The organism is Aeromonas sp. QDB68 (assembly GCF_027707405.1).
GTDB lineage: Bacteria > Pseudomonadota > Gammaproteobacteria > Enterobacterales > Aeromonadaceae > Aeromonas > Aeromonas caviae.
Map to the genome: position 1 here is coordinate 23,489 of NZ_JAPCIQ010000009.1, position 13,952 is coordinate 37,440.

A 13,952-nucleotide genomic window follows, 5' to 3' on the forward strand; every position below is an offset into this window, starting at 1 on the left:
CTCCCGCCTCATGACAAGTGCCAATGGAAGCCATTTGATCTTTGATTTTTCTACCTATTTCACTGAATGACACAAAAGTGGCTGACAAGAGGCCTGCCTCTGTTGCCAACCCGAAGCGCTCGGATAAGATACCAACGTGGATGCATTCCACCTGTGCTTATCAGGAACCATGGAAAAAAAGGATATTTGACATTAAAAGACAGTCAGGGTTTACGCTAATCGAATTGATGATCGTCGTTGCGATCGTTGCCATCCTCGCCGCCATCGCCTTGCCGGCGTATCAGAACTATACCAATAAGGCTCGCTTCACACAGGCAATCTCATCAGCTGGTGGAATCAAGACTGAGGCGGAAGTTTGCTTCCAGACAACAGGGGCATTTGGCTGCCCTGCTCTGCTTGCCAGTGCTGCTGCGCCAACTGGGGTTGCTCTAACAATCACTGGGGCTTCAAGCAGTGCAACAAGCCTGACGATTCAAAGTAGCATGACAAACCCATCAGGAGCATACCAACTTGTAGCAGCTACTTCTGGTGGTGCAGTTACCTGGACCGCTACCTGCAGTCCAACCACTCTTTGTAATTAATGACCTCCTCACTCAATAGCGGCCTGGCCACCAGCCTGGCCGCTTCCTCCCTCCTCAGTGAGCCGGACTCACAGCGTTATCTGAGCCAGGCCAGGGCGCAGCGCAAGCCCTTTGTCACCTTCCTGATCGAGAACGATATCCTCGACAGCAAGGCGCTGGCAGATTTCTGCGAGCTGGAATATGGGGTACCTCTGCTGGATCTGGCGGCCTTCGATCTCGCCGAGATCCCGCAGAAATACCTCAATCAAAAGCTGATTGAAAAGCACCATGTCCTGCCCATCTACACCCAGGGGCATACCCTCTATATCGCCATGTCCGATCCGACCAATGTGTCGGCTCTGGAGGATTTTGGTTTCAGTTTTGGCCTGCACACGGAAGCCCTGCTGGTCGAAGAGAGCAAGCTGACCGCCGCCATCGGCAAGCTGATGGAGAGCGAGCAGGATACCCTCGGCATGGATCACATCGACGAGGCCGAGATCTCGGAGCTCGAGGTCTCCGATGAGAATTCCCGCCTCGACGAGAGCGTCAACACCGCCGACGACGATGCCCCCATCGTCAAATACATCCATAAAATCATGATGGACGCCATCAAGCGCGGGGCATCCGACCTGCATTTCGAACCCTATGAGACCAAGTACCGGATCCGCTTTCGGGTAGACGGCATACTGCACGAAGTCGCCACCCCGCCGGTCAATCTGGCGAACCGTTTCGCGGCTCGCTTAAAGGTGATGGCGAGGCTGGATATCGCCGAGCGGCGTCTGCCCCAGGATGGGCGGATCAAGCTGAAGATCTCCCGCAGCAGATCCATGGACATGCGGGTCAATACCCTGCCCACCATGTGGGGCGAGAAGATCGTCATCCGCTTGCTGGACTCGTCGGCCGCCCGCCTCAACCTCGATCAACTCGGCTTCGACGACCGCCAAAAGGCGCAATACCTGCATGCGCTCTCCAAACCACAGGGCATGATACTGGTCACCGGGCCCACAGGGTCGGGCAAGACGGTGTCGCTCTATACCGGTCTCAACATCCTCAATACCAGCGAGGTCAACATCTCCACCGCCGAGGATCCGGTTGAGATCAACCTGCCCGGCGTCAACCAGGTGCAGATCAACCCCAAGGCGGGGCTCACCTTCGCCAGTGCCCTGCGCTCCTTCCTGCGCCAGGATCCCGACATCGTCATGGTGGGGGAGATCCGGGATCTGGAAACCGCCGAGATTGCCATCAAGGCCGCCCAGACCGGTCACCTGGTGCTGTCGACCCTGCACACCAACTCGGCGGCAGAAACGCTCACCCGGATGATGAACATGGGGGTGCCGGCCTTCAACATCGCCTCTTCGGTCACCCTCATCATGGCCCAGCGCCTTGCCCGCAAACTCTGCGATCACTGCAAGGCGCCGGAAGTGGTGCCGGAAGCCGAGTTGCTGGAGCTGGGCTTCACCCAGCAGCAACTGGCCGCCGGTTTGCGGCTGTTCAAACCCGTGGGATGCAAGGAGTGCTCGGGAGGCTACAGAGGCCGGGTCGGCATTTATGAGATCATGCTGATGTCCGACAACATCGCCAAACTCATCATGCAGGGAGCCAACTCGCTGCAGATTGCCGCGATAGCCCAAAAAGAAGGGATGCGCACCCTGCGTACATCCGGCCTCGAGAAAGCGCGTCTTGGCGTCACCAGCCTGGCCGAAATCAACAGGATCACCACCAACTGAGTTCGCAGTGCCCGAGTCATCTCGCCGGGTGAAGCCGCTGTAATCACCCCGATGACCTTCTTCAAGCCAAGATGAGCCGGACAGGCAGCAGCATCCGGCCACCGTCGCCCAATTGCAGGATGCAGTGATGGCCACATTAGCTCAAAAACGCAACGCACCGAAAAAAGTCTTCTCCTACCGCTGGCACGGCGTCAACCGCAAGGGACAGAAGGTCTCCGGCGAGCTGCAAGCCGACAGCATCACCACCGTCAAGGCCGAGCTGCGCAAGCAGGGCGTCAACGTCACCAGGGTCAGCAAGCAGAGCCAGGGGCTCTTCTCCAAGGGCGGCGCCAAGATCAAGCCGATGGACATCGCCGTCATCTCCCGCCAGATCACCACCATGCTCTCCGCCGGCGTGCCTCTGGTGCAGAGTCTTCAGATCATTGCTCGCGGCCACGAGAAAGCGGCGGTGCGCGAACTCATCGGCCAGATCGCCGCCGATGTGGAAACGGGCACCCCGCTCTCGGAGGCGTTGCGCCGCCATCCCCGCCACTTCGACGACCTCTATTGCGACCTGGTCGAGGCCGGGGAGCAATCCGGTGCCCTGGAGACCATCTACGACCGTATCGCCATCTACCGCGAGAAGAACGAAGCCCTCAAATCCAAGATCAAGAAGGCCATGTTCTATCCGTCCATGGTCATTCTGGTGGCCATCGTCGTCACCTCCATCCTGCTGCTCTTCGTCATTCCCCAGTTCGAGGATATCTTCAAGAGCTTCGGTGCCGAGCTGCCCGCCTTTACCCGGTTCGTCATCGCCATCTCCCGCTTCATGCAGGAGTGGTGGTACGCCATCTTTGGCGGCGCGGCTCTCGCCGTCTTCCTCTATGTGCGGGCCTGGCGAAAATCCCAGAAGGTCAGGGACAACACGGACAAGTTCATCCTCACCATTCCCGTGGTGGGCAACATACTGCACAAGGCGGCCATGGCCCGTTTTGCACGCACCCTCTCCACCACCTTCTCCGCCGGTATCCCACTGGTGGATGCCCTGGTCTCGGCGGCCGGAGCATCGGGCAACTATGTCTATCGCACTGCGACCATGGCCATTCGCAACGAGGTGGTGGCCGGCATGCAGATCAACGTCGCCATGCGCACCGTGGATCTTTTCCCCGACATGGTGACCCAGATGGTGATGATCGGTGAGGAATCCGGCGCCATCGACGACATGCTCTCCAAGGTCGCCGCCATTTTCGAACAGGAGGTGGACGACATGGTCGACGGCCTCACCAGCCTGCTCGAACCCATTATCATGGTGGTGCTCGGGGTGCTGGTCGGCGGCATGGTCGTGGCCATGTACCTCCCCATTTTCAAGCTGGGCTCTGTGATACACTGACCCCCTCGACAGAGGGCCGGGCGGTGCATTTCCCCCGGCCATCTGTCATCCCCGTTCCCGACACAAGCGATTGATCTATGGTGCCTTTGATCGAACTGGCCCAGGGCTTGCCCTGGCTCTATCTCTCCTTGATTTTCCTTTTCTCCCTGATGGTGGGCAGCTTCCTGAACGTGGTGATCCATCGCCTGCCCATCATGATGGAGCGGGCCTGGCATGCCGAATACAGCGACTATTTCGGTGACGGTGAAGAGACTCCTCCTGCAACCGGACGATACAACCTCATGGTACCTCGCTCCCGCTGCCCCCACTGCGACCACCCCATAGGGGCGCTGGAGAACATTCCCCTACTGAGCTGGCTATGGCTCAGGGGGCGCTGCCGCAACTGCCACGCCCCCATTTCGGCTCGCTATCCCCTGGTCGAGCTGCTCACCGCCCTGCTGTCGGTCTCGGTAGCAGCCGCGCTTTCCCCCGGCTGGGGCACCCTTGCCGCTTTGTTGCTCACCTGGACATTGGTCGCACTGACCTTCATCGACCTGGACAAGATGCTCTTGCCGGATCAGCTCACCCTGCCCCTGCTCTGGGGTGGCCTGCTGTTCAATCTGGCGGGCGGTTTCGTGCCCCTGGCCGATGGGGTGGTCGGCGCCATGGCGGGTTACCTGGTGCTCTGGAGCCTCTACTGGACCTTCAAGCTGCTGACCGGCAAGGAAGGGATGGGGTACGGGGATTTCAAACTGCTGGCGGCGCTGGGCGCCTGGCTCGGCTGGCAAGCCTTGCCCATCGTGCTGCTGCTCTCTTCGCTGGCGGGCGCCATCATCGGCATCGGTCTCATCCTGCTGCGCAACCACCACCAGGGCAAACCCATTCCCTTTGGCCCCTATCTCACCATCGCGGGCTGGATAACGCTGCTGTGGGGCGATAGCATCACCCGCTGGTATCTTGATGTCGTGCTCTAGCAAAAGGATCTCTGACCCATGTATGTAGTCGCAATCACAGGGGGAATCGGCAGCGGCAAGACCACGGTTGCCAACCGCTTTGCCGAGCTGGGCATCGAGGTGGTGGATGCGGACATCATCGCCCGCGAGGTAGTGGAGCCCGGCACCCCTGCTCTGGCTGCCATCGCCGCCCATTTTGGCCCGGATGTCGTTGCCCCCGATGGCCAGCTCGATCGCCGCCGGCTGCGAGAGCGGATCTTCACCGATTCGCAGGCCAAGGAGTGGCTCAATGCCCTGCTCCATCCCCTCATCCGCAGCGAGATGCTGCGCCAGTGTGCGGCAACCCGCTCCCCCTACTGCCTGCTGGTCGTCCCCTTGCTGGTGGAAAACAGGCTCACTTCCCTCGCCGATCGGGTACTGGTGATCGATGTGGACGAAGCGACGCAAATCGAGCGTACCTGCCGCCGCGATGGCGTCACTCGGGAACAGGCCCAGGCGATACTGGCGTCCCAGGCGAGCCGCAGCGAGCGCCTGGCGATGGCCGACGACGTCCTGGACAACCAGAGTGGTACGAGTGAGACCATCTGGCAGCGAATTTTCGCCCTGCACCAGACATATCTGGCATTTGCCTCTCAACAAGCCCACCAACTGTGAGTACACTAGGCCGGTTTATGGCTGGCCAGGATTAGGCATGATTTACGATTTTCCCCTCAATGAAAAAAGCCGGACCTATCTTCGTCTGGAGTCCCTGTTTTCCCAGATCCGCGACAATCTGGAGAGTGACCAGTCCTGGGCACATATCGCCTTCTTCAAGGGGTTGTTCGATTTGCAGGAGTTGCTGGAGCGTGGTGACCTGCGTGCCGATCTCATCAAGGATCTGGAGCGCCTCGGCCAACGCCTGAGCCACTGGGCCAGTCTGCCTGACGTCGATCTCGAGCAGATCCAGCGGATGCAGCAGGAGAGTACCCAGCTCTCCCGCAACCTGCTGAACTCCCCGCGCCCCGGCGCCCGTCTGAAAGAGGATCGCCTGCTCGGCTCCATTCGTCAGCGCTTCTCCATTCCGGGTGGTCTGTGCGCCTTCGATGTGCCGCAACTGCACCACTGGCTGGCGACCCCGGCCGTCACCCGCCACCAGCAGATGCAGCAATGGCTGAGTGACATCACCCTGTTGATGAACGCCATCTCCCTGTTGCTGCGCCTGTGGCGCGAGTCGGGCAACTTCAGCGACCAGGTGGCCACCAATGGCTTCTTCCAGGATACCGCCGAAGGGGCTGAACTGATCCGCATCCGTCTGGCGGGCACCCAACCCTGCTATCCGACCCTGAGCGGCCACAAGAACCGCTTCGCCCTGCGCTTCCTGCCGACGACGGAACAGCAGATAGGCGACGTCTCCTTCCAGCTCGCCTGTTGTTGAGGAGCGCCCCATGGTGACCAAGGTAAAGTGCCCGACCTGTCAGAGCGAGATCGAATGGGGTCCGCAGAGCCCGTTTCGCCCCTTCTGCAGCAAGCGCTGCCAGCTGATCGACCTCGGCGAGTGGGCGGATGAACAGAAGCGCATCCCGGGCGAGATCAACCCGGATCTGCTGCCCGATCCGGAACAGGGCGATCCCTGGCAATAAACACTTCACGATCAAAAAAGGGCCCTCAGGCCCTTTTTCGTTGGTATCGATTCCCTTTCAGGCAAGCGAGGCCTGCAACCGCGCGACGATGGGGCCGTTGGCATCCGGGAAGTGGTATTCGTGCAGCGAGGCCAGTGGTACCCAGCGGCACTCCTGTCCCTCCTTGCCAAAGGGCTCGCCGTGGAAGCGGGTCACCATCCAGATATCCAGCAAGACCTGCTTGTCGGGGTAGTCGTGGTGCAGCTCCATGAAGGGGGCACAATCCTGCACCCGGATCCCGATCTCTTCCCACAATTCCCTGTCCAGCGCGGTGAGCAGATCCTCCCCCGACTCCACCTTGCCACCAGGAAACTCCCAGCGATCCCCCTGATGGCGATCGGCTGAGCGTTTGGCGATGAAGATATCGCCCCGTTCGTTCTCGATGACGCCCACCGCCACCCAGATCCGTTTCTTCTGTTCCATCATTGTCCTCAGCGTAAACACGGCAAACGGGCGATCCAGGGGGCAAGCCGAATGGCCTGCTGATCCCCCCGGGCCCTGAAGAGATCCTGCCCGACATGCTCATTGCCCGGCGGCGCAACCTGCGGCCAGGGCACCGCACCGGGCGGAGTGAAACAACGATCGTGTACCCGCGCGCTCTGGCGCAGATAGCGCCATAAACAGTCTCGCAAGAACCACTGGTCGATGTTCGGTGTTTCCATGGTACTGGGCTGATAGCTCGCCATCAGCGGCGCAAGGGGAGGCAGCACACCGGCCACACCGCCCCACATGCCGGCCAGCACCAGATCGGTGTGGCTCCACCAGTCACGCATGATATGGAACCAGCGCCCCGATGCAAGCCAGTCATCGACCGCCAGCCGCTCCCGCAGATTCAGCACGGAGTCCGCATCGCGCACAAGAAAGCGCCCCACGCCGGGATCATTGGCGACCTGGAAGCGCCAGCAGAGGCGCTGACGCTGGGATTGGCCATCGGGCTGCACCTTTATCTCGGCGCCATGTTCTTGCAGGCAGGCCAGAAACCCCTGAGGGACACTGCCATCCACATAAAAACGCACCCGCCAGCCCGGATAGAGGTAAGCTGCGGCCAGCACATTGTCGAGCGCTCCCCGCAAATAGCGGGGCTGTACTCCCCACAAGGAGAAGGCGATGACTGCCTGCTTCTCCCCCTGCTCCGCGAGCCAGTCATCCGGCCCCTCTGCCGGCAGCACCCACCCCGCGACAGGCTGCGAGACGGCTTCATCCTTGAGAGTCAGGGCACGGGTTCCCGCTTGTGCCGCTTCTTCATGGCGTCCTAGCTTGGCAAGGGAAGTGCAAAGCCCGTCATGGACCAGATAATCATCCGGCTCGCGCCGCACCAGTTCGACCAGGTGCATCACGGCCCGCTCATGTTGTTCGGAGCGCGAGAGGCAGACACAGAGATTGCGCAGCACCTCAGTGTTATCGGGCGCGGACCGGTACGCCAGCGTCAGCACCTGGGCCGCCGAGGCGGGATCGCCGGACAAAAAGAGGTAATAGGCAAACTGCAGTTGCAGGGGAACAGATTTGTTCGTCTCTGCGTTCAGCCTGCTCAGCACACAACGGATCGCCTCCTGGCGTCTCTCCTGCAGCCAGTGCCCATGTGCCTCCCCATCCCATCCCGCCGGCAATCTGCTCATCGTCCCCTCCTTGGTCCGAAAATGAATACACCGCCCGGAGGCGGTGTATTCATCATGGCAGGGTGTCAGGTCAGCTGACCGTGACAGTGCTTGTATTTTTTACCCGAACCACAGGGGCAGGGATCATTGCGCCCGAGCTTCTGCTCGTCGCGCACGAAGGTGGTATGGCCCTCGGCCCCACCCGTATCCTCGTCAGCCAGCTGGTTTTCGGCCGTGGCATGGGTGTAGGTACGGGGAGCGGCTTCGGCCTGCTGGCGCTGCTGCTCTTCCATCGCCTCCACATCCCGCTCCTGCACCTGTACCCGGCTCAGGATGCTGACCACGTCGCGCTTGAGGGTCTCCAGCATCTGGGTGAACAGATCGAAGGATTCGCGCTTGTACTCCTGCTTGGGGTTCTTCTGGGCGTAGCCGCGCAGATGGATGCCCTGGCGCAGGTGATCCATGGCCGCCAGGTGCTCCTTCCACAGACCATCCAGCGTTTGCAGCATCACCGCCTTCTCGAAGTTGCGCAGCACCTCCTTGCCGACCAGCTCTTCCTTGTGGGCATAGAGCTTGGTGGCTTCATCCAGGATGCGTTCGCGCAGCTTCTCTTCATACAGCTTGTCGTCTTCCGCCAGCCACTGCTGCAGCGGCAGATCCAGGGCGAAATCGGACTTCAGACGCGCTTCCAGACCCGGCACGTCCCACATCTCTTCCAGGGACTGGGGCGGGATGTACTCGTCGATGATGGCGCCGTAGACGTCGTCACGGATGACGTGAATGGTCTCGGAGATGTCGTTGGTGTCCAGCAGTTCGTTGCGCTGCTCGTAGACCACCTTGCGCTGATCGTTGGCCACGTCGTCAAACTCGAGCAGGTTTTTACGGATGTCGAAGTTGCGACCTTCCACCTTGCGCTGGGCATTCTCGATGGCCTTGGTCACCCAGGGATGCTCGATGGCCTCGCCCTCTTCCATGCCCAGCTTCTTCATCATGCCGGTCACGCGGTCGGAGGCGAAGATCCGCATCAGGGTATCTTCCATGGAGAGGTAGAAGCGGGAGGAACCCGGATCACCCTGACGACCGGAACGGCCGCGCAGCTGGTTGTCGATGCGACGGGATTCGTGACGCTCGGTACCGATGATGTGCAGGCCACCGGCCGCCAGTACTTCGTCATGACGCACCTGCCAGGCCGCTTTCAGCTCGGCAATCTGCTCGCTTGACGGGTTTTCCAGCTGGGCGATCTCCGCCTGCCAGTTGCCGCCCAGCACGATGTCGGTACCACGACCGGCCATGTTGGTGGCGATGGTGACGGCGCCGGTCTGGCCGGCCTGGGCGACGATCTCCGCTTCCATGGCATGGAACTTGGCGTTCAGTACCTTGTGCGGGATATTTTCCTTGGTCAGGATGCCGGAGAGCAGCTCGGAGTTCTCGATGGAGACGGTACCGACCAGCACGGGCTGGCCGCGCTTCACGCACTCGCGAATGTCCTGCACAATGGCCGCGTATTTCTCCTGGGCGGTCAGGTAGACGAGATCGCCCATGTCCTTGCGCACCATCGGCTTGTTGGTCGGGATGACCACGGTATCCAGGCCATAGATCTGTTGGAATTCAAAGGCTTCGGTATCCGCAGTACCGGTCATGCCCGCCAGCTTGTCGTACAGACGGAAGTAGTTCTGGAAGGTGATGGAGGCCAGGGTCTGGTTCTCGTTCTGGATCTTGACCCCTTCCTTCGCCTCGACCGCCTGGTGCAGACCGTCTGACCAGCGACGACCCGGCATGGTGCGGCCGGTGTGCTCGTCGACGATGACGATCTCGTCCTTCTGGACGATGTAGTCGACGTTGCGCTCGAACAGGGTGTGCGCGCGCAGGCCGGCATTGACGTGATGCAGCAGGCTGATGTTGGTGGCGGAGAACAGGGAGTCATCCTCGGCCAGCAGTCCCTCTTTCTTGAGCAGCTCTTCCACGAAGATCTGGCCGTTCTCGGTCAGCAGCGCCTGGCGGTTCTTCTCGTCCACCGTGTAGTGGCCGTCACCGGTGTACTCTTCAGAGTCTTCCTTGTCCTGCTTCACCAGCAGGGGGATCAGCTTGTTGATCTGGGTGTACATGGCGGAGCTGTCTTCCGCCGGACCGGAGATGATGAGCGGGGTGCGGGCTTCATCGATGAGCACCGAGTCCACCTCATCCACCAGCGCGTAGTTGAGCGGACGCTGTACGCGCTGCTCCGGCGAGAATGCCATGTTGTCGCGCAGGTAGTCGAAACCGAATTCGTTGTTGGTACCGTAGGTGATGTCGGCAGCGTAGGCATCGCGCTTCTGGGACGCATCCATGCCGGGCACGTTGCAGTCCACCGTCATGCCGAGGAAGGCGAACAGCGGACGGTTGGCTTCCGCATCACGCTTGGCCAGATAGTCGTTCACCGTCACGACGTGCACACCGCGGCCGGTCAGGGCGTTCAGGTAGGCCGGCAGGGTGGCCGTCAGGGTTTTACCTTCACCTGTCTTCATTTCGGCGATGCGGTTGGAGTTCAGCACCATGCCGCCGATCAGCTGGACGTCGAAGTGACGCATGCCGAACACACGGCGGGAGGCTTCACGGACGGTGGCGAACGCTTCCGGCAGCAACTGCTCCAGTGTTTCGCCCTGCTCCAGACGCTGACGGTACTCGGCGGTCTTCGCCTGCAGTTCCTGATCGGACAGTGCCTCGAATTGAGGTTCCATCGCATTGATTTGTTTTACAATTTTGCGCAAAGCCTTGAGCGTTCTGTCGTTCCGGCTGCCGATAATCTTGGTGAGCAGTGTGCTAATCATGGGTACCAACTGTTTTGGTTATATAAGCGTTCCGTCACTGGAACCTGAAGAAAAAACCTAACCCCGTCTGGCATTCAGAAAGCGCGCGGGGTTGACCTGACGACCATCTTTCAACACTTCGTAATGCAAATGAACTCCGGTTGCACGACCGGTTCGCCCCATCAGGGCAATCTTCTGGCCCTCATCGACCAGGGTGCCCACATCCACCAGCAACTTGGAATTGTGGGCATAGCGGGTGACCAGACCATTGCCATGGTCAATCTCCACCATGTTGCCAAACTCCGGATGGCGCCCCGCCCAGCTGACAATCCCCTTGCCTGTCGCCAGGATGGGGGTGCCGGGCCTGCCGCGGAAATCCACCCCTTTGTGCATCTTGGCGCGACCGTTGAACGGATCGACCCGCCCACCGAAACCGGAGGAGATCCAGACACGCTCCTGCTTGACCGGTGAGCCGGGGATGAAACCCGCATCGGTGATATGGTGGTTCATGATGAAGGATTCAAGTACCGACAGCTGTTCTTCGCGGCTGCTGAGCTGACGGCTGAGGTGTTCCATGGAATCTTGCAGTTCACCCAGGCTGACTTCCAGGTCTGCATCGTAGGAAGGGCCGCCCATCGGGGGCAGCTCCTTGAAGTTGAACTCCTCGGGATCGAGGTCCGCCTTCTCGGTCAGGCGCTCGCCGAGGGCGTTGAGGCGACCAAGTTGTCCCTGCATGGTGCCCACCTGGGCGGCCAGCATGGCAAGCTGTTCGCGGGCTTCATCGGCCCTTTGCGTGGATTTTTGCTGCTGCGCCAGGGTCAGCGCCACTTCCAGCGCCTCCATTTTCTGCTGCCAGCTCTGCCAGAGCCAGCCGCCCCCCAAGGCCAATACAGTGAAGAGAATACCGCCGACCCAGGCCAGACGTTGTTTGGGTAAGTGCAACCTGCGGCGCTGCTTACCGTGGAGGATCAGGGTAATGCTCATAGAAATCTGTCTTCTCGGTCAGGTGAGGCCAAGGGCCTGCACGGGCAATAAAACCGGGAGATAATCGGTATTAAAGGATGGAATAAACAAATGACAGGACGTCGGTGCGGAGAGATGACCGACGTCCTGTTGCACAGCTATCAGGCCAGAACCAGACCGTTGTCGTAGTAAGCGATAGGCGCTTTGTCGCCCTCACCCTCGAAGGTCACCAGTTCCCAGGCCTCCTGCTGGGCCAGCAGGGCACGCAGCAGCTTGTTGTTCAGGGCATGGCCCGTCTTGTAGGCACGGAATTCACCGATGATACTGCGATTGCACATGTACAGATCGCCGATGGCATCCAGCATCTTGTGCTTCACGAACTCGTCTTCGTAGCGCAGACCATCTTCGTTCAGCACCCGGTAGTCATCCAGCACCACGGCGTTTTCCAGGCTGCCGCCCAGTGCCAGGTTCTGGGAACGCAGGTACTCGATGTCACGCATGAAGCCGAAGGTACGGGCACGGCTGATCTCTTTCACGAAGGAGCTGCCGGAGAAGTCCAGCACGCAACGCTGGTTGCGGCCTTCAAACACCGGATGCTGGAAATCGATCTCGAGATCCATCTTGAAGCCGTTGCGGTAGGGGTGGAATTCCGCCCACTTGTCGCCGTCTTCAACCCGGATGCTCTGCTTGATCCGCACGAACTGCTTAGGTGCGTTCTGTTCACGAATACCCACTTCCTGCAGCAGATAGATGAACGGATGCGCACTGCCGTCCATTACCGGGATCTCGGGGGCATCAACCTCGACATAGAGGTTGTCGATGCCCATCCCGGCCAGAGCGGCAGACAGATGTTCGATGGTCGACACGCGAACACCGGCTTCGTTCACCAGAGCGGTACAAAGCACGGTATCACGCACCTGATCGGCGTTGGCTGGCAGCGCGACCACAGGATTCAGATCGGTACGCAAGTAAACGATCCCTGTGTTAACAGGCGCCGGACGGAACGTCATAGTGACTTTCCGGCCCGAATGCAGGCCCACACCGGTGGCCTGGACACTCGTTTTCAAGGTTCTTTGTCTAATCATGGGCGTATCCGCTTTAACAGCTCAAATTCCTGACCAGATGGTCGTTGCCGGGCCATCTTAGCACAATCCTTAAGCAACAAACAAACCAGAGCCATCAGAGGCTTAGTCTGCCTGCTTGCGCAGGAACGCAGGAATATCGAGATAATCCGGTTCGCGACGAGCTTGCGGCTCGGCGTTCACCACCTTGGCCGGGGCCTCTTCCATCACGCGAGACTGCAGGGCTTCGCTGATCAGGGGCTGACGGGCCGGACGCTCTTGAACCATGTTGTTCTTCACCAGAGTGATGTCGGGCTTGCGCTCGGCACCGATACCGGTCGCCACTACGGTAACGCGCAGTTCGTCGTGCATTTCCGGGTCGATTACGGTACCCACCACCACGGTAGCGTTCTCGGACGCGAAGGCCTTGACCGCGTTACCCACGGTCTCGAACTCTTCGATGGTCATGTCCATGCCAGCAGTGATGTTGACCAGGATGCCGCGGGCACCGGCCAGATCCACGTCTTCCAGCAGCGGGCTGGAGATGGCCTTCTCGGCCGCTTCTTCGGCACGGTCGTCACCGGAGGCGGAGCCGGTACCCATCATGGCGGTACCCATCTCGCGCATCACGGTACGCACGTCCGCGAAGTCGACGTTGATGAGGCCCGGGCGGGTGATCAGCTCGGCGATGCCCTGTACTGCACCCAGCAGCACGTCGTTGGCCGCCTTGAAGGCGTCCAGCAGGGAGATGCCACGGCCCAGCACCTTCAGCAACTTGTCGTTGGGGATGGTGATCAGTGAGTCGACGTTCTTGGAGAGCTCTTCGATGCCGTGAGCGGCGAAGCCCATCCGCTTCTTCCCTTCGAAGGAGAACGGCTTGGTCACGACGGCAACGGTCAGGATACCCATCTCGCGGGCCACTTCGGCCACGATCGGTGCAGCACCTGTACCAGTACCACCACCCATGCCGGCAGCGATGAACACCATATCGGAACCGGTCAGCAGCTCGCGCAGCGCTTCCCTGTCTTCCATGGCGGCGTCACGACCCACTTCCGGGTTGGCCCCGGCACCCAGCCCCTTGGTGATGCCACCGCCGATCTGCAAGGTGGTATTGGCACTGGAGTTGCGCAGTGCCTGGGCGTCGGTGTTCACGGTGATGAACTCGACACCTTCGATGTTTTGACGAACCATGTGCTCGACTGCGTTGCCGCCGCCGCCACCCACACCTATCACCTTGATGACGGCTTCGTCAGTGTGGCTATCCATAAATTCAAACATGTTGTCTCTCCGCTTTATTTGCC

Annotated in this window: 13 protein-coding genes; 7 read left to right on the plus strand and 6 right to left on the minus strand. The window is 60.3% G+C overall.

Annotated elements, in window-relative coordinates; genetic code table 11:
- Positions 1–41 precede the first annotated feature (41 nt).
- From PG892_RS04945 to yacG, 7 genes are all read left to right on the plus strand, one after another.
- Positions 42–581: a pilin gene (locus tag PG892_RS04945; protein WP_270825191.1), complete on the plus strand. Its 540-nt coding sequence runs from the start codon at positions 42–44 to the stop codon at positions 579–581.
- Positions 581–2,287 carry a PilB family type IVa pilus assembly ATPase TapB gene (tapB, locus tag PG892_RS04950; protein WP_052814466.1) on the plus strand — a complete coding sequence of 569 codons (1,707 nt, stop codon included), beginning with the start codon at positions 581–583 and terminating at the stop codon, positions 2,285–2,287. The genes PG892_RS04945 and tapB overlap by 1 nt, the downstream gene beginning before the upstream one ends.
- Positions 2,288–2,414: 127 nt before the next feature.
- On the plus strand, positions 2,415–3,656 hold the full coding sequence (locus PG892_RS04955) for a type II secretion system F family protein (protein WP_010675822.1): 1,242 nt from the start codon (positions 2,415–2,417) through the stop codon (positions 3,654–3,656).
- Positions 3,657–3,733: 77 nt separating this feature from the next.
- A complete protein-coding gene (locus PG892_RS04960; protein ID WP_052814465.1) occupies positions 3,734–4,609 on the plus strand; it encodes a prepilin peptidase in 876 nt (291 codons plus the stop codon).
- Positions 4,610–4,627: 18 nt separating this feature from the next.
- Positions 4,628–5,242: a dephospho-CoA kinase gene (gene coaE, locus PG892_RS04965; RefSeq protein ID WP_223952585.1), complete on the plus strand. Its 615-nt coding sequence runs from the start codon at positions 4,628–4,630 to the stop codon at positions 5,240–5,242.
- Positions 5,243–5,279: 37 nt separating this feature from the next.
- Positions 5,280–6,002 carry a cell division protein ZapD gene (gene zapD / locus PG892_RS04970; protein ID WP_010675825.1) on the plus strand — a complete coding sequence of 241 codons (723 nt, stop codon included), beginning with the start codon at positions 5,280–5,282 and terminating at the stop codon, positions 6,000–6,002.
- A gap of 10 nt (positions 6,003–6,012) precedes the next feature.
- Entirely contained in the window at positions 6,013–6,207 is a 195-nt protein-coding gene (gene yacG, locus PG892_RS04975; protein ID WP_039040499.1) for a DNA gyrase inhibitor YacG, read from the plus strand.
- A gap of 57 nt (positions 6,208–6,264) precedes the next feature.
- Here the strand turns inward: yacG and mutT are convergent, their stop codons facing one another.
- The 6 genes from mutT to ftsZ form a co-directional block, all read right to left on the minus strand.
- Positions 6,265–6,669 carry an 8-oxo-dGTP diphosphatase MutT gene (mutT, locus tag PG892_RS04980; RefSeq protein WP_270825192.1) on the minus strand — a complete coding sequence of 135 codons (405 nt, stop codon included), beginning with the start codon at positions 6,667–6,669 and terminating at the stop codon, positions 6,265–6,267.
- Positions 6,670–6,677: 8 nt separating this feature from the next.
- Complete coding sequence (locus tag PG892_RS04985; RefSeq protein WP_049637195.1) at positions 6,678–7,862, minus strand: tetratricopeptide repeat protein; 1,185 nt, start codon at positions 7,860–7,862, stop codon at positions 6,678–6,680.
- A 65-nt stretch (positions 7,863–7,927) separates the two neighbouring features.
- Positions 7,928–10,648: a preprotein translocase subunit SecA gene (secA, locus tag PG892_RS04990; RefSeq protein WP_052814463.1), complete on the minus strand. Its 2,721-nt coding sequence runs from the start codon at positions 10,646–10,648 to the stop codon at positions 7,928–7,930.
- A 57-nt stretch (positions 10,649–10,705) separates the two neighbouring features.
- Positions 10,706–11,611, minus strand: coding sequence for a M23 family metallopeptidase (locus PG892_RS04995; RefSeq protein WP_041214001.1), 906 nt, complete (start codon positions 11,609–11,611; stop codon positions 10,706–10,708).
- Positions 11,612–11,751: 140 nt separating this feature from the next.
- On the minus strand, positions 11,752–12,675 hold the full coding sequence (lpxC, locus tag PG892_RS05000) for a UDP-3-O-acyl-N-acetylglucosamine deacetylase (RefSeq protein ID WP_010675831.1): 924 nt from the start codon (positions 12,673–12,675) through the stop codon (positions 11,752–11,754).
- A 102-nt stretch (positions 12,676–12,777) separates the two neighbouring features.
- Positions 12,778–13,929, minus strand: coding sequence for a cell division protein FtsZ (gene ftsZ / locus PG892_RS05005; protein ID WP_005305686.1), 1,152 nt, complete (start codon positions 13,927–13,929; stop codon positions 12,778–12,780).
- Positions 13,930–13,952: the final 23 nt, after the last annotated feature.